The sequence below is a fragment of the Pseudoalteromonas sp. RW-H-Ap-1 genome (genome assembly GCF_048318575.1).
Taxonomy (GTDB): Bacteria; Pseudomonadota; Gammaproteobacteria; order Enterobacterales; family Alteromonadaceae; genus Pseudoalteromonas.
Map to the genome: position 1 here is coordinate 1,998,939 of NZ_CP166996.1, position 20,963 is coordinate 2,019,901.

At 40.1% G+C, this 20,963-nt stretch carries 15 protein-coding genes and 2 pseudogenes; 6 read left to right on the top strand and 11 right to left on the bottom strand.

Annotated features, from left to right (window positions below; genetic code table 11):
- Nucleotides 1-11 precede the first annotated feature (11 nt).
- The 9 genes and pseudogenes from AB8618_RS09445 to AB8618_RS09485 form a co-directional block, all read right to left on the bottom strand.
- On the bottom strand, nucleotides 12-3,185 hold the full coding sequence (locus AB8618_RS09445) for an amidohydrolase family protein (RefSeq protein ID WP_413402418.1): 3,174 nt from the start codon (nucleotides 3,183-3,185) through the stop codon (nucleotides 12-14).
- A gap of 99 nt (nucleotides 3,186-3,284) precedes the next feature.
- A pseudogene (locus tag AB8618_RS09450) lies at nucleotides 3,285-4,109 on the bottom strand (M90 family metallopeptidase).
- 140 nt (nucleotides 4,110-4,249) lie between these two features.
- Nucleotides 4,250-4,774 (bottom strand): annotated as a pseudogene (locus AB8618_RS09455) (elastinolytic metalloprotease pseudoalterin); the annotation flags it as partial.
- A 398-nt stretch (nucleotides 4,775-5,172) separates the two neighbouring features.
- A complete protein-coding gene (locus AB8618_RS09460; protein ID WP_409423364.1) occupies nucleotides 5,173-5,457 on the bottom strand; it encodes a hypothetical protein in 285 nt (94 codons plus the stop codon).
- 239 nt (nucleotides 5,458-5,696) lie between these two features.
- Nucleotides 5,697-8,363 carry a diguanylate cyclase gene (locus AB8618_RS09465; protein WP_409423365.1) on the bottom strand — a complete coding sequence of 889 codons (2,667 nt, stop codon included), beginning with the start codon at nucleotides 8,361-8,363 and terminating at the stop codon, nucleotides 5,697-5,699.
- Between the two features lie 63 nt (nucleotides 8,364-8,426).
- Nucleotides 8,427-8,609 carry a two-component regulator propeller domain-containing protein gene (locus AB8618_RS09470; protein ID WP_409423366.1) on the bottom strand — a complete coding sequence of 61 codons (183 nt, stop codon included), beginning with the start codon at nucleotides 8,607-8,609 and terminating at the stop codon, nucleotides 8,427-8,429.
- 110 nt (nucleotides 8,610-8,719) lie between these two features.
- Nucleotides 8,720-9,382, bottom strand: coding sequence for a CatA-like O-acetyltransferase (locus tag AB8618_RS09475; RefSeq protein WP_409423367.1), 663 nt, complete (start codon nucleotides 9,380-9,382; stop codon nucleotides 8,720-8,722).
- Between the two features lie 150 nt (nucleotides 9,383-9,532).
- Nucleotides 9,533-10,573, bottom strand: a complete 1,041-nt coding sequence (locus AB8618_RS09480) for a Leu/Phe/Val dehydrogenase (protein ID WP_413402423.1) — start codon at nucleotides 10,571-10,573, stop codon at nucleotides 9,533-9,535.
- Between the two features lie 425 nt (nucleotides 10,574-10,998).
- The gene (locus tag AB8618_RS09485; protein WP_010388533.1) at nucleotides 10,999-12,525 is read right to left on the bottom strand and encodes a fumarate hydratase; all 1,527 of its coding nucleotides are present in this window, start codon (nucleotides 12,523-12,525) and stop codon (nucleotides 10,999-11,001) included.
- Nucleotides 12,526-12,691: 166 nt separating this feature from the next.
- On the opposite strand from AB8618_RS09485, the gene pabB reads away from it, so the two are divergent.
- The 3 genes from pabB (at nucleotide 12,692) to AB8618_RS09500 (ending at nucleotide 16,096) form a co-directional block, all read left to right on the top strand.
- On the top strand, nucleotides 12,692-14,050 hold the full coding sequence (pabB, locus tag AB8618_RS09490; protein WP_413402426.1) for an aminodeoxychorismate synthase component I: 1,359 nt from the start codon (nucleotides 12,692-12,694) through the stop codon (nucleotides 14,048-14,050).
- Complete coding sequence (locus AB8618_RS09495) at nucleotides 14,043-14,618, top strand: NUDIX hydrolase (protein WP_413402428.1); 576 nt, start codon at nucleotides 14,043-14,045, stop codon at nucleotides 14,616-14,618. The genes pabB and AB8618_RS09495 overlap by 8 nt, the downstream gene beginning before the upstream one ends.
- Before the next feature lie 101 nt (nucleotides 14,619-14,719).
- Nucleotides 14,720-16,096 carry an L-serine ammonia-lyase gene (locus AB8618_RS09500; RefSeq protein ID WP_413402430.1) on the top strand — a complete coding sequence of 459 codons (1,377 nt, stop codon included), beginning with the start codon at nucleotides 14,720-14,722 and terminating at the stop codon, nucleotides 16,094-16,096.
- An 80-nt stretch (nucleotides 16,097-16,176) separates the two neighbouring features.
- Here the strand turns inward: AB8618_RS09500 and cysB are convergent, their stop codons facing one another.
- Nucleotides 16,177-17,154 carry an HTH-type transcriptional regulator CysB gene (gene cysB / locus AB8618_RS09505; RefSeq protein WP_413402432.1) on the bottom strand — a complete coding sequence of 326 codons (978 nt, stop codon included), beginning with the start codon at nucleotides 17,152-17,154 and terminating at the stop codon, nucleotides 16,177-16,179.
- A 302-nt stretch (nucleotides 17,155-17,456) separates the two neighbouring features.
- Here cysB and AB8618_RS09510 point away from each other — a divergent pair, with 302 nt between their 5' ends.
- The gene (locus AB8618_RS09510) at nucleotides 17,457-18,212 is read left to right on the top strand and encodes a hypothetical protein (protein ID WP_409423373.1); all 756 of its coding nucleotides are present in this window, start codon (nucleotides 17,457-17,459) and stop codon (nucleotides 18,210-18,212) included.
- A gap of 112 nt (nucleotides 18,213-18,324) precedes the next feature.
- Here the strand turns inward: AB8618_RS09510 and AB8618_RS09515 are convergent, their stop codons facing one another.
- Nucleotides 18,325-19,617: an NCS2 family permease gene (locus tag AB8618_RS09515; RefSeq protein WP_413402434.1), complete on the bottom strand. Its 1,293-nt coding sequence runs from the start codon at nucleotides 19,615-19,617 to the stop codon at nucleotides 18,325-18,327.
- 118 nt (nucleotides 19,618-19,735) lie between these two features.
- On the opposite strand from AB8618_RS09515, the gene AB8618_RS09520 reads away from it, so the two are divergent.
- The gene (locus AB8618_RS09520; protein WP_413402436.1) at nucleotides 19,736-20,197 is read left to right on the top strand and encodes a tetratricopeptide repeat protein; all 462 of its coding nucleotides are present in this window, start codon (nucleotides 19,736-19,738) and stop codon (nucleotides 20,195-20,197) included.
- Nucleotides 20,198-20,519: 322 nt separating this feature from the next.
- Nucleotides 20,520-20,954 (top strand): SulA-like leucine-rich domain-containing protein, encoded by a 435-nt coding sequence (locus AB8618_RS09525; protein WP_008465889.1) that lies wholly within the window; start codon nucleotides 20,520-20,522, stop codon nucleotides 20,952-20,954.
- The last annotated feature ends 9 nt before the right edge of the window (nucleotides 20,955-20,963 follow it).

Genomic DNA, 20,963 nt, shown 5'->3' on the forward strand with positions numbered 1-20,963 from the left:
AAGCCTATATATTATTCAAAAAATAATGGGGCACGTTGTTTTTTACCAACTTCGTTCATCGTTGCTGCGTCGAACAAACGACCATTGATCATGGTGTAATCAATTTTGTCTGAATCACGAATGTTTTCCAGTGGGTCGCCATCAATAACCATTAAATCTGCCAGCTTACCAACCTCTAATGAGCCTACGTTTTTATCTAAACCTAGGTATTTAGCAGGATCCAGCGTTGATGCTCGAATAGCCTCAAGCGGCGTCATACCACCTTGGGCAAACATCCACATTTCCCAGTGCGCGCCTAAACCTTCACGCTGACCATGTGCTCCTAAATTAACCAGTACACCTAAATCTTGTAGTTCAGCTGCCACCCGCGCATTGTTAAAGTGGTTATAGTGATGATCGGGCGCTTTAACACGACGCATTGAGCGTGGTAGTAATTGGTTTTTAGGCACAAATTTGCTCAATCGAGGATGATTCCACACATCAGTTTTATCGTACCAGTAGTTTTCACCCCAAATACCGCCATAGGCAACCACCAAAGTAGGTGTATAACCTACATCACTTTGTGACCACAACTGCTTAATATCATCATAAATATGTTCAACCGGAATGGAATGCTCAACCCCTGTATGCCCATCAACCACCATACTCAAGTTATGTTGTAATAATGAGCCCCCCTCGGGTACGACCATCATTTCAAGTTCACGACCAGCCTCAATCACCTGCTGACGCTGCTCTCTGCGAGGTTGGTTATAAGACTTAACACTAAACGCCCCTACTTTTTTCAAGCGCTCTAAATGAAATTTAGCATCATCTAATGAATCAATATGCGAAGTATAACCAGGCATATTCGCGCCATATAAAATAGTACCAGTGGAGAAAATACGCGGGCCGACAATCATACCGGCTTTTTGCATTTCACTGGCAGTGAATATTTCAGTGGTGTCGTTTGATGGATCGTGGATGGTGGTAACACCCAGCGCAAGGCCTGCAAAATTTTTCCAGTTTTGTTGTGGGATAATTTCATCGCTTGCTTGTGAGCCATGCGCATGCGCATCAACCATACCAGGCATAATTGTTTTGCCTGTTACATCAACAACCTTAGCATTTTTTGGAATGCTAATATCTGCAGCAGAGCCAATAGCTTTGATATGCTTACCATCGGTAACAATAACGCCATTTTCAATGACCTTTTCGCCGTCCATGGTAATAATTTTTGCGCCAGTTAAGGCAATCATGCCTTCTGGTTCAGCCATTTTTTTACTAAAACCAATGTTAGTCCCGCTTTTGACTTTAACGTCTTGGTCATCGGCTTTATTAATAGCAAACATTCCCTCTAAACTGGCATGGTATAGCTCAGGGCCAAGTGTCCAATAGAGTTTATTGCTGTTGGCACTCCAGCTAATATTTTCACCGGCACGAACAGATAATTGCTCAATTGGAAATTGGCTGTCTTTAGGCCCAATATTAATGGTTTTACCACGCTCAACAAACGGTGTTACAAACACTTTAAAGCGCTCTGCAAATGCTAAGTACCCACCATCAGGTGAGACCCTAAATTCAGTGGCATGCTCTGATTCATAGAGTTTGCGCACTTTTTTACTTTCAAGCTCAACCACACTCAACGTCGGTTTAGGCCATGGGCTCATAATATAAACACGATCGTTGGCACTGCCAAACTGCGGTTGGTAGCCACTTTTAGAAATTAGTTCACTCTTACCGCCTTTAGCACTGACACTATAAACTCCTGGATGCAGTGACCATTTAGGATTTAAAATGCTGCCGCCGCTGGCTTTACGATATACCACTGTTTTGCCATCTGGACTAAAGGTAGGCTCTACATATTTACCCGGTTCGTCGGTAATCGTATCGCCGCGACCACTTCGAGCAGAAACAACGCGCACTGTGCCTTGTTCATTATCGTCCCACGTGGTGTAGACAATTTTTTTACCATCACGAGAGTACTGTGGAAATAACTCATAATGATCGGTTTGCTTAGTTAAACGTTTGATTTTTCCTGAGTCTAAATCGCGTTTATAAATATGACCCAGTGCTTCAAACAATGCTGTTTCACCATCTGGGCTAATTTGTACATTTCGCAGCATTTTTACATCAAATTCTTCAGTATCGATATTTTGAGTAAAACGCACTGCTTTTTGAATTTTTTTCGTGGTATCTACTTTGAATGCAATATCGCTGACAGATTTATCATCGACATTGAGTTTATGAATGGTGCCACCAGCCCAAAATACTAGCTCTTCGTTATTAGGTGTCCACGCAATTGTTGGGTATACCCCATGAATAGCCCACGTTTCTTGCATATCGCGCTCTAGCTTGTCATATAGCTTGGTATGCTCACCACTGGTTAAGTCGTATAAGTACAAGCTAGTTTGAAAGTCATCGCGCTTTATATAGGCAAGTTTTTTACCATCAGGTGACGGTGTCGGTCTTATTGCCCCACCCATACCACTAATAATCGTTTCTATTTCACCCGTTTCGCGATCATAACGCTTAATTTTATAAATACCCGCAACCGAGTCTTTTGAATAATGAAAGGTTTTACCTGGGGTTGCATCATGAGAAAAATAAACATAACGACCATCAGGTGAAAACATCGGCTCGCCTAAATCTTTTTGATCGTTTTCACGTTTAGTCAGTTGAACCCCTTTACCACCCGCTTTATGATAAAGCCAAACTTCACCCGCGCCTAAAGAGCGACTGGCGGTAAAGTGCTTACGCGCAACTAAATAATCGCCATCAGGGCTCCATGCCGGGCTATTAAGTAAACGAAACGTTTCATCCGTTACTGCGGTTTGGTTCTCGCCATTAACGTCCATAACCCAAATATTATCACCGCCACCTTGGTCTGAGGTAAAAGCAATGTGCTTGCCATCGGGGCTAAAACGCGGCTGCATTTGCCATGCGATATCTGAGGTGATTTGAGTGGCTTTACCACCACTCATTGGCATAGTGTAAATATCGCCCAGTAAGTCAAATACTAAGGTTTCTCCATCAGGGCTTATATCTATATTCATCCATGTGCCTTGCTCTACACTAATAGAAGCATCTACAAATTGCCCTTTTGGTGAATCAACTTGCCATTTTGTTTCATCTGTTTGCTCTGCGTGTACTTGGCCTAATGCCAATGAAACCGATAACGCAAGCGCTGTTTGCAGCATTTTTTTCATGCTTATCTCACTTATTATTGTTGCTGTGTGTTGCTCTATTACATGATTGCAACAAAAACGCTAGCAAGTTACCAGCGTAATAGGATGAAGTGCATAAAATTAATGCCAAACAATAGGGTCAAATTGATAAAAATCCACCAGCAGACGGTAAATCTCAGGGTCTTCACGGCGTAAATCCGCTGGTTTCTCTAAAAATGTTTCGGTGATCACCGCAAAAAATTCAGCTTCGTTTGTAGCTCCGTAACTATGAATAACATGTGGCATACTATAGGCTACGTGCGTTTTTAACTGCGAAAATGCTCGGCTAAATACCTTGCCCCATTGTTGATATTGGGCCTGCGATGACAGCAGTGGCGTGCCGGTGGTTTTACCGGTTTCTTGATCAAGTTGATGCGCAAACTCATGAAACACTAAATTGTGCCCGTCACTGGGTAAGCGGTTTCCCTCAAGTACATCATGCCAGCTTAGCACCAATGTGCCTCCAGGCTACGACTCACCTTGCCTTACGGTGTTATGAAAACTAACAAGTCCAGCGTTATCGCGACTTTCTTGAGGCGCGTAGTACGCACTGGGATAGAGTAAAATTTCTTTCACGTTTTTATACAAAGGCCAGGGTTTATTTAGTACCAGCAGGCAAGCATCGGCGGCAATAATGAGTTTCATTGCTTCAGTTAGTTGCAACCCATCACAGCCAACAAAGCGCTTTTCATTTAAAAACCACACAATATGAGATGCTAACTTGGCTCGATCTGCATCAGTCATTTTGTGATAGATTGGCATAGCCCGCAGTAACAGCGCATGCTGTTGTGGGCTTAAAGATAAATTACTGTATTTACGGTGCCACAGAGTATTTTGAATATCAGGCCAGCGCCAAAAAATAACGACAAACGCAAAAAGTAAGAAAATCAATAATCCGTTTACCATTTAATAGCCCAATAATTATCTATACAGTATTAATTGGTCCATAAAACTAGAATTCAATTATTTAACACTAAATAAAAAGCCACACATCTGTTAGAGCGTGGCCTTTACTTTAGCTAGTTGACTGTTTATTTGTAATCGTTCTAACGATACAGAGGCTGCCATGCACATGTACGATAGCCATATCGTTCAAAATAGAAACGATTACAGTTGGTATCATAATTACTTGAGCCAACATCTATGCGATGTTCACTTATATATTTATTATGCAGAGAAACCTGTTGCCCATTATACAATAAAGTAAAATGAACATGAGGACCTGATGATTGGCCGCCCTCACACAAGGCTTGATTATAATTATTGGCATAGCGACCTAACCATGCACCAGGTTGAACATAGTCACCATTGCTATATTGAAGGTTTGACATATGGTAGTAGTTGGTTGAATAGCCACTGGTGTGTGTAACTCGAATATTGCAGGAAGAAAAGCGAGTTACCGTTCCGCCATGTGCAGCTTGAACAAAGGGAGTATTAGCGCCCCAGCCACCAGAGCCATTGTTAAAATCAAGTGATGAGTATGGGTAGCCAGAGCCCGTATTTGAGTGAGCACCACCACTGTACCAATAGCCAGACGGCCATGGTAAATTCATTTCAAAACTAGCCGCTAAAAGTTGTTTTGCATTATTTTTATCTACACTATTCAATGAACGTTGCAATTGACTAGTGTGACTAGGAAATACACGGTCAAACGTAGCTAAAAACTCAGTCAAAGTCTGTCGATTATTTTTAGAGTTTGATGCCAGTTTATTACTATCTGCAAACAGACTTACTAGAGCCGCAGTTGCAGCTGTACTACTCGTAGTTTGGATTCCCTGATTTCGTTTTTTTAACTTATCTTGTGTCTCTTGCCACTGCTTATAAGCATAAAAGCGTTGGCTTAATTTCATCACTACGTCTTTTACTTGCGCATCAAAACCACGCTTGTCTGTTATACCAGCTAAAGGATTCTTAATATCAGCATTTGGGTTTGAAAGTAAGCCACTTTGTTGCTCTATCAGCGCTAAAATTACTTTTGGATTAATACTGGTATAACCTGCCCAGTGTAAAATGAGCTCTTTTTTATCTTTAACTGCTGACGCATGTAAAGAAAAAAGTTATCCCAATCTTCGTTTAATAATGAGTCATTGAACACAAATTGCGTATCATCAATAGTCAGCAAAGAGTTAAGCTTTAGTGATGCTAAAGACTGTTTAGTAAACAAAAAGTCATCGTGCTTATCGCCTTCTGCTAATACCACGGTTGAGGCTCCGAGAAGACTTGCGAATGTAATATTAATTATCTTGTTTTTCATCTTATATTCCTTAAGTAAAAAGCAAAAAAACCCTTACCGGGTACATAAGGTATAGCACCCAAGATAATATAAAGTTAATTTATATTACTTATGCTTACATATAATTACTTAATGAATTCACTTAACCTATACAAATAATAAAGAAGTTGAAATGATCTTTATGACATACTTTTTAATATGTGATGATAAAAGCTGTCGGAAAAAATGATTTAACACATTAAAAGCCACTCGTTTTGGATTTAAAGCTTGCTACAGCTAGACTTCATAGAAGATATGCACTCAACCCTATTTCGGCCGTTGTTTTTAGCTTTATACAAAGCTTGATCAGCACGAGATAATAACCGATCGTAATCATCGACGTTATCTGAGTCAGAAACACCAAAGCTCACGGTTACGCTAAGCCCTTGGGCAATAGACGAAAAATCTTTATTTTCGATTTCTTTGCGTAATTGTTCACATAATTGCTGTGCTTGCACAGTATTCATGCCAGGAAATACAAATGTAAATTCTTCACCGCCCCAACGAGCTACTTCTTGCTCGCCTTCACAATGCGCTTTAAGAATATTGGCGACTTCGCATATAACCTGATCGCCAATCAAATGAGACCAACTATCATTAATTCGTTTAAAGTGGTCAATATCCATAATAGCAATCGCAAGCGGGGTATTACGCGCTTTATAATCAGTAAAGTTGTCGGCCAGCCAACCATCAAATGCCCGTCGGTTAGGTAAGTCGGTGAGCTGATCATGGGTAGCTTGATAGGCAAAGGCACTTGCTTGTTCTTGCAATGCTTGGGTTTGCTTCACCACTCGGCTGGTTAACTCTTTTTCTACTTGCTTATAGCGATATAAGCGATAACGATATGCGCTGTATATAACAACAATAAAAATAAAAAACATGATTAGCTTAAAGCTAGTTTTTTGCCAAAAATGCGATTGAATTTCAAAATGAATCACTTTGTCATTTTGCTGCCAATCGGTATTAGGATAGGCAGAACGCACTGCAAATGAATATTTCCCCGCGGGTAAATTAGTATATTCGGCTGTCGAAATATGCAAACGATCAACCCATTCATCGTTAAAGCCTTTCATTTTTGTTTGGAAGTTTAATCGTTGCGGCATAATAAAACTCAAGCCCGCGTAATGGAACGACAGCCGTGAAACCCCTGGCGGCAAAATAAGCGTTTCACCATCAACAGGCAATAACATGGGTTTACCATCCACAGAAAAACTCTCAACAATAGTCGGTAACTGTATTTCAGTGGCTTCTTTTAACCGTGCGGGTTTAACCGTACTCACCCCTTTTGCAGTGGCAAACCAAATAGTACCATCTGAATGCGCTGTAGCCGAAGGCGTTGACCCCCCATTGGCTTGCGAACTGAGCATGCCATCGCCCTCATCATATAATTGAAAGGCTAGCGACTGGCTATTGCTTGTAGGTGTATCTAGTAGCTGATTAACCTGTTTATAATTAACTTCAATAATACCACGGTTACTTGATAGCCAAAGTGAATCTTTAAACGGCACAATTTGGAAAAGCTTATCGACCGGTAATCCTAACTCCCGCCCTAAAATAGCCATGTGGCCATTTGAATGTTGATAACGTAATAAACCTCTATCGGTCGCCATCCAAGTATATTTATCGTCAATATAAAAGCCAAACGCATACTTAGCCGAAAACGCTTTAGGGAACTGGATTGGTTGAAATTTATCCCTTTGGGTATTGTAAACCACTACGCCATTGCCAGTTCCTATCCAAACATTAGCATTCTTATCCTCACTCAAAGCTAGAATAAAACCACTCGGCAACTCTTTTTCATTAGTAAATTGGTCTAAGCTGCCGTCGGTATTAACCCGCGTTAACCCCATTGCTGAGCCTATCCATAAACGATTTTTTGAGTCAAAAAGTAACGAGCGTACTTCATTACTACCAAGGCCATTATCACGATTTAAGTAAGGTACAAGCTCGTTATTAACCACCTTCAACACACCTGAAGTGTATGTACCGACCCAAACATCACCTTGGCTTTGTTCAAGTAAGCTCAATACTGAATAAGGAGAGCCTTGCTTAGTGCCTTTAAGATGGGTAATTTTATTGTTTTGCAGCCGATCTAAGCCTGTACTCCCACCTATCCATAAACTGCCATCAGAATGTGACAGTACCGTGCGTACATAATCGCTAGATAAGCCTCGCTTTTTTCCCCACGATGAAAACGGGGCTTCTCTTAACCTAAATACACCCGCGTTGGTGCCTACCCAAATGCTGTTTTCTCTGTCTTGCAATAACGACAATATGCGGTTTGCAGGTAAGCCATTTTTAGCATCTAATTGTTCTATGCCATCAACACTAAGTCTAAATACCCCTTTATTAATAGTGCCAAACCATAAATCACCATGGTTATCTTCTAATAAACTAGAAATAGACTCAGCATTAAGCTGTGGATGGAGTGACTCAAACACATTGCCATTTAATACTCGCGCACCTCTTTCACTGCCAATAACAAGACGACCTTCACGAGTAATCAATAGAGTATATACCGGTGCATCTGGTAAACCATGATGTGGGGTCATTAATATAGGTGTGTAATTAACTATTTTATACAAGCCATCACTGGTTGCCGCCCATATAACCCCCTGCTTATCTTCAATTATTCTGTAAGCACTAACGTTTTGTATTATGGGGATATCCTGATTGCTATTAGCGGAGCGATAAAACACGCCATCATTTTCAAGTGCTAACCACAAATCCTCATTTTTACTTTTAAATACGTGATTAACCATTGCTTGGGCACTGGGTTGAGTGTCCCACTGTCGGTGCTGATATAAACTTATACCACCGCGTGAGCCAGCTATAAGTAAGCCGCCATCGGATGTAGGAGTAAGCGCTCGTATGCCTGAATCGGGCAAATCGGTAATTTCTGAACGGGTAAATAGTTTAAATTCTTGGCCGTTAAAGCGGGCAAGCCCTTCTCAAGTAGCCACCCATAAATAGCCATCTTGCGTTTGTGCAAGGCTATTAATGCTATTGTGAGGAAGACCCGAACGAGTGTTCCACGTTTCAAAAAAATAATCACGCAACGGCAGGCGAGTCTGTTGCTGAGCATCAACAGTAAAAATCACCAACAAGAAACATAAAATCACCAAGCGATTCATCAGATACAGCCTTTATAATTATTAGTTTTTATATTTGAGTAAATTCGAGGTGAAAGTTTAATTAAAAAACATCACTAATAAATAATAACATGATATTTACAACTTTTTCATTAAGTATTATCACTTAAACTATCAAATATATGTTGTAATTGTTGAACAAACTTAGCTACATGTAGTCCATCTAGTAACGCATGATGAACATCAATAGAGAGTGGCATTTCGCCTGTATCTGGTTCGTATTGGCCAAACACAAATTTAGGAATACCGCAGCTTTTCCCCTGGGTGAACGCATGCGAAAAGCTGCTAAAGTTTAACCAAGGTAAAACAGAAACGTGAATTAAATCAGCTTGCCCTTCAGTTGCGGTAAAGGCATCAGAAAACAGCGGGTTTAATTTTGCTTCATGACTTATCGCTTTTGCTTTATGAGCAAACTCATTTAACGAATTTTGCTGTTTAAAATAACTGAAGCGAAACGAGTCATCATCGGCAAGCTCGACAACACTCGCGCGCGTGGTGTTTAAATAATAAGGTTTTTGATTAACAATACGCAGCATCATCGGCTCATACTCATGACATGCTTTTAATAAGCAATAAACATAACCATGAAAAAAAGCACGATTAGTTTGTTTACACACGGAATATAGCTTTTTAGCATTGAGTTTTACACACACATTAAAATAAGGCTGTGTGAAGTTTTGAAACAATTCAAAATGTTGTTTGCGCGGCCACTGATCAAAATCAATAGCCCGAAGAGATAAATCGGCAGAAGACATAAAGTATACACAGAGCAAAAGTAAAATTTTACCCCGCTTTGCCTATATTCGCATTAATTAAAATGGTGCTTTGGGTGTAGTTATACCAAAGTCTTATATAGGCATAAAAAAAGGAGCGATATTCGCTCCTTAGTTGAACTAAATAAAAACTTAAAGTCCGTTTTCAATAATTTCTTGAGCAAGCTCATCAGCAATTAGATGCGTTGATTTTTGTTCTTTTTCACTACGGGTAAAGATTTCAGTTAATGTATCGAAAATCTTCTCTACGTGTTTATTAGACGCCTCTTTACTGTAACCTTCAGGTGCTGTTTCGTAATACACGTTAATAATACCGCCTGCATTTATTACATAATCTGGTGCGTATAAAATACCTTTTTCACGTAAAATTTCACCATGGCGTGACTCTGCAAGCTGATTATTTGCACAACCTGCAACAATAGTCGCTTTTAAGCGAGGGATTGTTGTGTCATTGATAGTTGCACCTAACGCACAAGGCGCATATACATCAACATCTAAGTCGTATATTTCATCAATACCAACCGCTGTTGCACCAAAATCGTTTACTACACGCTCAACTGCAGCTTGGTTAATATCGGTAACGAATAACTCTGCACCAGCTTCAGCCAAGTGTTTACATAAACCATAAGCCACTGCACCTAAACCTTGCACAGCCACTTTAATGCCTGAAAAATCTTGAATGCCGCGTTGATGATGAAGCGCTGCTTTCATACCTAAAAACGTGCCGTAAGCTGTAAATGGCGATGGATTACCACTTTTGCCTTCAAGGCCTAGCACGTAATTTGTTTCTTTGTTCATCAAAGCAACATCATCACACGTGATGTTTACGTCTTCTGCTGAGTAGTAACTGCCATTTAAACGCTCTAATTGACGACCAAATGCACGGAATAACTGTTCAGACTTGATCTCTTTTGCATTACCAATAATAACTGACTTACCACCACCAAATGGCAAGCGTGCCACAGCATTTTTATAGGTCATCCCTTTTGATAAGCGCAATACATCGTAAACTGCATCCTCATCGTTGGCATAATCCCACATTCTACAACCGCCTACAGCTGGGCCTAAGTTTGTGTTATGTACCGCAATAATGGCCTTTAAACCAGACGCTTTGTCTGAACAAAAAACCACTTGTTCATGGTTATCAAATTCAACTTGATTAAATACAACCACTTTAAATACTCCGAAAATAATGAGCCCTTTAGGGCAAGCACGCTACAAATTGACGAGACTTTATCACTTCAGTTAATGGTTCGCCACACTATGAGTAGATAAACCAAATAAGCCGCACTCAACAGAAAAATAAAACGATTTATTGCGATAAATAAGCATAAAAAATTCAACAATTATCATTTTATTAAGTATAAAAGCTAAAAATAGCATCACAGTTAGAGCTTACGCTTACGTGAACGTCACCTCGAAGTTATATGTAAACATAATCATACATCTCGAAAAAGAACACTACATCATAAAATACAATAGGTTATATAATAACTGTCTGCGCAGGACAAACTGGTCTGAGGTGTTTAAGTGTCTGCTAATTTTAAAAATAAAAAAAACGAGCACACGGTGCTCGCTTTTATGATTGCTTTTTAGACTTACTTCATTTTGCTGTCTAGTTCTTCAATTTTTGCTTTCCAAATTGCAGGACCTTGGGTGTGGGCATTTTCACCCTCGCTGTCAACGGCAACTGTTACTGGCATATCTTCTACTTCAAACTCGTAGATAGCTTCCATACCTAAATCTTCAAAGGCAACAACACGTGCTTTTTTAATTGCTTTAGATACTAGGTAAGCCGCACCACCCACAGCCATTAAATACACTGACTGATGCTTTTTAATAGACTCAACCGTTGCAGGGCCTCGTTCAGCTTTACCAATCATTCCCACGATGCCCGTTTTTTCTAACATCATGTCGGTAAATTTATCCATGCGAGTAGCCGTTGTCGGGCCAGCAGGACCTACTGCTTCATCGCCTACTGCATCCACAGGACCAACGTAGTAAATAAACTTGTTATCAAAATCAACACCTTCAGGTAAACCTTCTCCTGAGTTAATCATATCTTGCAGACGCTTATGAGCTGCATCTCGACCCGTTAAAATAGTACCTGAGAGTAAAACGGTTTCACCCATTTTCCATTCTTTAGTGTCTTCTTTAGTCAGGGTATCTAAATTAACACGGCGTGTGCCCTCACCGACTTCGAAAGTCACTTCTGGCCAATCTTCTAATTTAGGTGCTTTTAAATTCGCAGGGCCTGAACCATCAAGCGTAAAGTGTACGTGGCGCGTAGCAGCACAATTTGGGATCATAACCACTGGCTTTGAAGCCGCGTGAGTTGGCGCCGTTTTAATTTTAATGTCAACAACCGTGGTTAACCCACCAAGGCCTTGCGCACCAATACCTAATTTATTCGCACGTTCAAAAATTTCTAAACGCAGTTTTTCTTCTGTTGTTTCTGCGCCGCGCTCAATGAGTTCATGAATATCAACCGGATCCATTAATGACTCTTTCGCCATTACCGCTGCTTTTTCTGCCGTGCCACCAATACCTATGCCTAGCATGCCTGGTGGACACCAACCCGCACCCATTGTTGGTAGCGTTTTTTCAACCCATTCGGCCACATCGTCAGATGGGTTTAACATCACCATTTTACTTTTGTTCTCTGAACCACCCCCCTTAGCAGCCACCATCACTTCAACTTTATCGCCAGCAACTAAGTCAATGTGCACCACTGATGGCGTATTATCTTTAGTATTTTTACGTGTTCCCGCAGGGTCGGCAACAATCGATGCGCGCAATGGGTTATCTGGATTTAAGTACGCACGACGCGTCCCCTCATCAACCATTTGTTGTACTGTTAAATCGGTTTTATCCCAGTTAACATCCATACCTACTTTTACAAAACAGGTGATGATCCCGGTATCCTGACACAGCGGGCGCTTACCTTCTGCCGACATGCGCGAGTTAATTAAGATTTGCGCAATCGCATCTTTAGCGGCTTTGCTTTGCTCTTTGTTATACGCTTTTTCTAGCGCTTGAACAAAATCAAGAGGATGATAAAACGAGATGTATTGCAAGGCATCTTCAATGCTATCAATAAAGTCTTGCTGACGAATTGTACTCATAGTGGTTCCTTAAGTTGTTGTTACGCACGCTGCACGTAATCTTTATCAAACCCGTGACGGTGGTTCGAACTGTTTTCAACCACAGCGCTCACTAAACGCTGCCAAAAAAATTTGACTTATGATACCCTCCCAGCCCGTTTGGAGCCAGTTCTTAAAGGGGTAGTAAATGCTAAACAATAAAAAAAATTGTGTTGAATTAGCCATATCACAAAATTGTATAGAGGTATTTTCGCATTTTGCTCATTTGTCCTACGCTATTTTGCTAGATTCGGGTGATAGCGATCACACTAACAGTCGTTTTGACATTATAGCTATTGAGCCCCAAAGCACTCTGGAAGTTAAAAATAATCAAACTGTTTTTAATAACCAAGCGAGTGCTAAAAGCTGCTTTGAAAAAATGAACGATGAATTAGCAAAGCTTGATACAACAAAAGCCGCTCACAATTTACCCTTTAATGGTGGCTGGCTTGGTTATTTTGGTTATGACTTAGGCCGTACCATAGAGCAACTGCCAAGCAGTGCTTTAAACGATATTGATTTACCGCAGATGGCCGTTGGACTTTACCTTGATGCACTCATTTACGATAAACAACTGGATACTTGGTTTTATGTTTCGCAGCCAAATGTAGACCGCCTTTGGCTGTATCAGCAATATTTAACGCAACCACCTAAGCACGAAAGCTTTTCGCTTACATCACAGTGGCAGTCAAATATGAGTCAGAGGAGTTATAGCGAAAAATTTGCCGCGATTGAAGAATACTTAAAAAGTGGTGATTGTTATCAAATTAACTTAGCGCAACGTTTTAGTGCACGTTTTCAAGGTTCTCCTTGGACCGCTTATGTTAAATTAACGCAAGCTAATAAAGCCCCTTTTTCTAGTTTTGTTAATCATCCGCAAGGCGCTATTTTATCAATATCACCTGAGCGTTTTATTGCTGTGCATGACAACAAGGTAGAAACAAAACCTATTAAAGGCACGCTACCACGTAAAGCCGATGCTTTAGAAGATGCTAAACAAGCCACATTATTGGCAAACTCCACTAAAGACCGTGCTGAAAATGTAATGATAGTGGATCTGTTACGAAATGATTTAGGTAAAGTCGCAAAACCGGGCTCTGTAGTTGTACCCTCATTATTTGCTATTGAAAGTTTTCCAGCGGTACACCATTTGGTAAGTACGGTCACCTCAACCCTTGATGAAGGAAAAACGGCAGTCGATCAGCTTGAAGCCGCATTCCCTGGAGGCTCTATTACTGGCGCACCAAAAGTACGCGCCATGGAAATAATTGAAGAGCTTGAGCCGCACAGACGCAATATTTATTGTGGCTCTATTGGCTATATCAGCGCCTGCGGTAATATGGATACCAGTATTACCATTCGAACTTTAGTTACTCATCAACAACAAATACATTGCTGGGCTGGCGGTGGCATTGTTGCTGATTCAAAAGTCGAATTGGAATATCAAGAAACATACGATAAAGTAAATAAAATACTCCCTATATTAAATGAAGGTTGCTTTGAATAGTGAAACCATTTCGGCTCGTTTTCTATTAAACCGCAGTTTAGCCGTGGATCAGCTCAAAGATAATAAAAAAAAGCGCGCCAGTGCAGTGATGTTGCCTTTAATTGATATAGATAACGAAGCACATATTTTATTGTGTAAGCGACCAACCTATTTACATCATCACCCAGGAGAAATTTGCTTACCAGGTGGCAAGTTTGAAATTGATGATGTTAACTTGCGCACCACAGCGCTACGTGAATTACATGAGGAGCTAAACATTGCCCCGCATAATGTTCAGGTTTTAGGTCAGCTGCCGGAATACTCTACCCTTACTGGATTTACCATACGTCCTTTTGTGGGCTTGATTAAAAAAGAAACCGTATGGGAGAACGATCACAACGAAGTACAAGCCAGCTTTTTACTCTCTATAAAAGCGCTGAACAATGAAGCTAATTGGCAACCAATCCCCTTTGAACGTAATGGAAGAACCCTAACTTTAAATGGCTTCATCACTCCTCACGGGCTTTTGTGGGGAGCAACGGCCAGTATTATTAAAAACTTTACAAAGCAACTCGCCATACCAGTTTAAATCTTTGCTAATAAGGGTTACACACCTGCATTTCCACGTTATTATAGTCGACCGTTCAAAGAACAGCTTAATGCTGAGAAAACTAAGTAGAGACACACATTATGATCAGTGCATTTGACATGTTTAGCATTGGTATTGGCCCTTCATCGTCACATACCGTCGGCCCAATGCGTGCATCACGCTTATTTGTTAATGACCTAGATGAGCAACAGCTATTAGCAAATGTGACCGATGTAAAAGTAGAGCTTTACGGCTCACTGGGGCAAACAGGTGTTGGTCATGGTTCGGGAAAAGCAGTGATCCTTGGCCTAGCCGGTTATGATCCTGAAACCATAGATGCCGATTTGGTGGACGACATTTTAGCAAAAATAGAAAGTGAGCAGGTTATTTACCTTAACCAAACTCATAAAGCTAAATTCCCTAAACAAGGCGCTATTGTTTTTCATCGCAGAAAAACACTCCCTAAACATTCCAACGCAATGGAAATTATTGCCTATAACAATGGCGAAAAAGTATATAGCAAAATTTACTACTCTATTGGTGGCGGGTTTATTGTTACAGATGAAGAGTTTGAAAAAGAGAAACAAGCTGCGTTAGATATACGTGAAGAAAACCCTGCCCCGTTCCCGTTTGGGTCGGCTAAAGAATTACTCGAAATGTGTAAAGAATCGGGTTATAGCGTATCAACGTTAATGATGAAAAACGAAAAAACCTTACGTAGTGAAGAAGCCATTAAAGACGAGCTATTTAATATTTGGCAAGTAATGAAGGCCTGTATTGAACGTGGTATGCGCACCGAAGGTATTTTACCCGGTGGGTTGAAAGTAAAACGCCGTGCACCAAGTTTATATTTAAAACTCAATGTAGAGGTGAGTAACGATCCACTTCGCGCTATGGATTGGGTGGATTTATTCGCATTAGCAGTAAATGAAGAAAATGCAGCAGGCGGTCGTGTGGTTACTGCACCAACAAATGGTGCAGCTGGTATTCTACCAGCCGTATTAATGTACTATCATACTTTTATCAAAGAAGTTGATCGCGACATTGCTACTCGGTATTTATTAACCGCGGCCGCTATTGGTATTTTATACAAAAAAAATGCCTCTATCTCGGGTGCTGAAGTGGGTTGCCAAGGTGAAGTTGGTGTTGCCTGTTCAATGGCAGCTGGTGCGCTGACTGAAATTGTTGGTGGTAACGTGGTACACGTGGAAAATGCCGCTGAAATTGGCATGGAACATAACTTAGGGTTGACCTGTGACCCTGTGGGCGGCTTAGTGCAAGTACCCTGTATTGAACGAAATGCAATGGGCGCTATTAAAGCAATTAATGCCTCTCGCCTTGCTATTCGCGGCAGTGGAGAACAAAAAGTATCGCTTGATAAAGTAATTAAAACCATGCTCGATACCGGTAACGATATGAAAACAAAATACAAAGAAACCGCTCGCGGTGGATTAGCTGTTAACATTATCGAGTGTTGATATTATCGAGTGTTAATTAGAAAGCATAAAAAAGCCGCTTAGTTGCAAAACTAAGCGGCTTTTTCATTACTGTGTAGCTGTTATTTAACCGGTAATTCGATATCAGCAAATAATTTATCAACATCGTCTTGATTTCGCAGCAAACTTGCTCGCTCTACTCGCTCTTTGGTTAAATGCGGTGCAAAACGTTCGATAAAGTCATACATGTAGGTACGTAAAAAGCTGCCTTTTCTAAAACCAATTTTAGTCGTACTCGCTTCAAATAAATGGCTAGCATCAATGCACACTAAGTCGCTGTCGTTTACCTGATCAATTGCCATAGATGCGACCACACCGACACCTAACCCCAAGCGCACATACGTTTTAATAACATCGGCGTCGGTGGCGGTAAATACAATATGTGGCTCGAGCCCATAGGCGTTAAATGCTTTATCAAGCTCAGAACGACCAGTAAAACCAAATACATAAGTGATCAAAGGATACTGCGCTATATCTGCCACTGTTAAGTTATCGACTTTTTCCGCAAGGGGGTGATCTTTAGCAACCACAATACTGCGATTCCAGTGATAACAGGGCAACATTACTAAGTCTGAATACAAGTGCAGTGCTTCGGTAGCAATGGCAAAATCTGCATCACCGCGGGCAGCTGCATCCGATATTTGCTGCGGGGTACCTTGGTGCATATGCAATGACACTGCTGGGTATTTTTGGGTAAAGCCTTTAATTACGCTTGGTAACGCATAACGTGCTTGAGTGTGCGTAGTCGCAATATTAAGTTTACCTTGATCGGGCAGCGTGTGTTCATTAGCCACCGCTTTAATGCCCTCAACTTTTGAGAGTATTTCTCGCGATATATTAATGATTTCTTCGCCAGCACCTGTAACGTGAGTTAAATGTTTACCACTACGGCCAAAAATTTGTACACCTAGTTCATCTTCTAACATACGTACTTGCTTAGAAATACCAGGCTGGGAGGTAAATAAACTCTCAGCGGTAGCTGAAACATTTAATTTATGATTTTGAACTTCTACGATATATCTAAGTTGTTGTAATTTCATGGCTATGTAGTTTCGTTATAATTCACATTGACAGATTAAAGCGCACCCTATAATTAATAGGTAACTAACTATATAAAAGGCTGATTAAAGTTACACAATATAACAATTAATTTATTGAAATTTCAGGTTAACACAATAAGTAAAGTTGAGGTAGCAATGATTATCAGTAAACTAAACATAACATATTAAGATTTAAACGCTTTATATTGGTACTTTTTTTAGTTAATCAGCGCAAAGTTTCCCACCTTTTATATATTTAATGTAAGATTAGAGGATAAGGTTAAGAATTTGAGAATTATAACATGATCGTTTCCATTATAATTGTACTAATTGTTGCGCTTATCGTCATTGCACTGTGGGTTAGTGCTGTTCAACAACATAAAGAAAAACAAGAAGCTGAACGACGTAAAGAGCTAACAAAACAAAAAGCTATCATTGAAGAAACTGAAGAGGCGTTAATGAATAGCGCTAATATTCCACTCTCAGAGGCAACTCAGCGAATATTACAACGTCGTATTCATGATGCACTAAGTAATATGGTGTCTATTTCAAGCGGTGGTAGCGCCCTTAAAAACCGCTTAAAAGAAGCAAAAGAGCGACTGCAAAACCCGATTCAAGATGGCTCTGATGGTTTTGTATTACCAGGTAATGACAAACAACTGATATCACTGATACAAGGCATAAAAAAATTACGCACTATTATCCGTTCTGAGCACAACAAGGGTAAAGTTGAAAGCCAAGCGTTTATTGCAGAAGACAAACGCCTTGAAAAGCTACAACTAAGAATCAACATTGAAAGCCAAATAAAACGTGGTCTAGCAGCACAAACAGCCGGTATGATAGGCTCTGCTAGGCAGTACTTTGAAAAAGCATCGACGACGCTAAACAGTGTGTCATTTAATGATGATTACATTACTGCAAAAAGAGCTGAAGTTGAAGGTTATCTAGAAACAATAAGCAGTGAACTAAAGGCATCAAATGCTACATCATTGAAGAAAAAGAACGAACAAGAGCAAGATGATTTAGACGTATTGTTTGCACCGAAAAAGAAATGGTAATTCGTTACCCAATAAAAAAGCCCATACAATTGTATGGGCTTTTTTATAGCTGAAATTTAGTCACTATATAAATTTACGTACCCAGACTAAATCTAGCTATTTAACAGAAGCATTAAGATAAAAATGCAAACTTAATAATAAACAGTGCTGTTAAAATCCAAACACTAATACTTATTTGATCTTTTTTACCGCACAGGACTTTAACCGCTGTATAAGAAATAAAACCCAGTGCAATACCGTGTGCAATTGAGAAGGTCAATGGTGTCATTAATAATACGACACTCACTGGAATTGCGTCGGTCATATCATCCCAGTTTACAAACTTTAAGTTTTGTAGCATTAAAACAGATACATATAAGATTGCCCCTGCTGTTGCGTATGCGGGTACCATTTGTGCCAAAGGTGCAAAAAACATCATCAATAAAAAACAGCAACCTACAACCACAGCCGTTAAGCCCGTTCGACCACCCACTGATACCCCTGCTACAGACTCTATGTAAGACGTTGTTGTTGAAGTACCTAGCATTGCACCGGCAATGGTTGCAGTGCTGTCAGCGCTTAATGCGCGACCCAAGCGCGGCATATTGCCGTTTTTATCTGCTAGGCCCGCTTTTTGAGTAACCGCTACCAACGTGCCTGAGGTATCAAATAAATCAACAAATAGAAACGCAAAAATAACACTCAACATAGACAGTTCAAAAGCAGCACTAAAATCAAGTTGCATAAACGTCGGCATTATTGAAGGTGGCATTGCAACAACACCATGATATTCAACTAACCCCATCGACACTGCAATCGCGGTGACAAGCAAAATACTAATAAGCACGCCGCTTTTAAAGTCGCGATAAAGTAATGCTGCAATAACAAAAAAGCTAAAAATAGCTAATAGCGGACCCGGTGACGTTATATCGCCTAGCTGCACAAGTATTGCTGGGCTTGATACAATAATACCTGCACTTTTCAGCGCGATAAGTGCCAAGAATGCACCAATACCCGTTGCTATTGCTTGTTTGAGCACCAGCGGGATGGCATTTATTATCCACTCTCGCACCTTAAACAGGCTCAATATTAAAAATATACACCCTGACATAAACACCGCGCCCAGCGCTGCTTGCCAGCTATAGCCCATACCTAACACCACACCATAGGTAAAAAATGCATTTAATCCCATTCCCGGTGCCAATGCCAGTGGATAATTAGCCCACAAACCCATAATAAAACACCCTATTGCAGCGGCAATACAGGTGGCAACAAAGGCAGCACCTTGGTCCATACCTGCTTCTGCAAGCATAGCTGGGTTAACGAATACGATATAAACCATCGTAATAAATGTAGTCATACCGGCAATACATTCACGGCGAACCGAAGAATCATTTGCACGGATTTTGAATAAGGCTTCGAGCATAATAAACTTGTGGTTGTAAAAAGTGGCGAGATTTTAGCATAAAAATAACTTTTTACAGGACATTTTACCTTGCTATATACTAAACTAGCTAAGTGATTAAAATAACAAACGAAGTAGCATGATCAAAACGACACCAAGTGGCCAAGATTTAGAGCAACAATTAGACAACATTCTTTCTTTTGTAACGCAACCAAGCGATGCAAATCTCCCTGCGAGCTCTAAAAACACAGATCAAGACACATTAAATAAAGCCCTTTATTACCTTAAAAATGAACAAGGCGCCTTAGCTGCAAAATGGATGCGTTTAGCAGCAATGGCAGGAAACTATCGTGCACAGTTTTACTTAGGGCTGTTTTTTATTAAAGGACAAGGCGTACCACAAAGCGTATTTCATGGGGCTGCGTGGCTTAGCCTAGCTAGTAGCCAAGGGTATGATCCAGCAGTAGAAGCAATGAGCGATATACGTAAGCACATTAGTACTAAACGACTTAAAGACGCCCAATGTTATGCTGCCAGTTTATATGAACAAATTCATCAGTTACAATTTTCACATTTGATCCCTATAAGTCACGAAAAATAGTTTTACTACCTAGTAACTCATTCTATCTGTAAATTAATTAAGCGTTTATAAGTTAAATGCAACAACGCTTAATTTTTTAACTACTGTATATCCCCTGCATTTAAAGATTTATTTAGTTAGAAATTAAAAAGCTAACGCCAAAAGAATTTATCCCCTAAATTTATAATTTTTTTGTTATATATGAATTATTTATTTTTAAATAATTTAATTATCGTGCTCAACTGAATAACTGTACAAAAAATAGCAAAAAACACTTGCACCAAACAACTGTATAAACTACTGTATACGTGTACTGTATAAAAACCCAGTGAGTGAGACGATTATGTTACAGCCTATTACCGTAAGAACAGTTAAGAGCTACCAACAAGATGACCAATCAGATTGTGTTAACGTTGTGCAAATTGAAGATGAGATTTCAGCAACGTTTGAGTTATTAAAAGTATTACACCAATACAATAGCTTAAATGCATGGACACTTTTAATTGCGCCAGACCATGTACCTAGTAAAGCGTTACTTGATTCATGCTCAATTGATACCAGTAAATTACTAGTTATACGCCAAAAGCACTTAGTTAATTTAGAGTATGTTTTAAGCTCTGCACTTCATAATGGTAATTTTGCCGCGGTGATCACCTGGACTGACATAATAAATAATCAACAGCTGTCACAGTTATCATTAAACCTGAGCCATACACGCACTAAGCTATATTGCTTTAGCAAAAAAAGCGCCCAAGCTGAGATTTCACTAACGCAATAAGCTTGGTAA

What these genes read in the sequence shown, in the direction of transcription:
- AB8618_RS09445 (WP_413402418.1), bottom strand. Translation starts at nt 3,185, where the DNA reads ATGAAAAAAATGCTGCAAACAGCGCTTGCGTTATCGGTTTCATTGGCA.
- AB8618_RS09460 (WP_409423364.1), bottom strand. Translation starts at nt 5,457, where the DNA reads ATGAAAAACAAGATAATTAATATTACATTCGCAAGTCTTCTCGGAGCC.
- AB8618_RS09470 (WP_409423366.1), bottom strand. Translation starts at nt 8,609, where the DNA reads ATGAATCGCTTGGTGATTTTATGTTTCTTGTTGGTGATTTTTACTGTT.
- AB8618_RS09475 (WP_409423367.1), bottom strand. Translation starts at nt 9,382, where the DNA reads ATGTCTTCTGCCGATTTATCTCTTCGGGCTATTGATTTTGATCAGTGG.
- AB8618_RS09485 (WP_010388533.1), bottom strand. Translation starts at nt 12,525, where the DNA reads ATGAGTACAATTCGTCAGCAAGACTTTATTGATAGCATTGAAGATGCC.
- pabB (WP_413402426.1), top strand. Translation starts at nt 12,692, where the DNA reads ATGCTAAACAATAAAAAAAATTGTGTTGAATTAGCCATATCACAAAAT.
- AB8618_RS09500 (WP_413402430.1), top strand. Translation starts at nt 14,720, where the DNA reads ATGATCAGTGCATTTGACATGTTTAGCATTGGTATTGGCCCTTCATCG.
- cysB (WP_413402432.1), bottom strand. Translation starts at nt 17,154, where the DNA reads ATGAAATTACAACAACTTAGATATATCGTAGAAGTTCAAAATCATAAA.
- AB8618_RS09510 (WP_409423373.1), top strand. Translation starts at nt 17,457, where the DNA reads ATGATCGTTTCCATTATAATTGTACTAATTGTTGCGCTTATCGTCATT.
- AB8618_RS09515 (WP_413402434.1), bottom strand. Translation starts at nt 19,617, where the DNA reads ATGCTCGAAGCCTTATTCAAAATCCGTGCAAATGATTCTTCGGTTCGC.
- AB8618_RS09520 (WP_413402436.1), top strand. Translation starts at nt 19,736, where the DNA reads ATGATCAAAACGACACCAAGTGGCCAAGATTTAGAGCAACAATTAGAC.
- AB8618_RS09525 (WP_008465889.1), top strand. Translation starts at nt 20,520, where the DNA reads ATGTTACAGCCTATTACCGTAAGAACAGTTAAGAGCTACCAACAAGAT.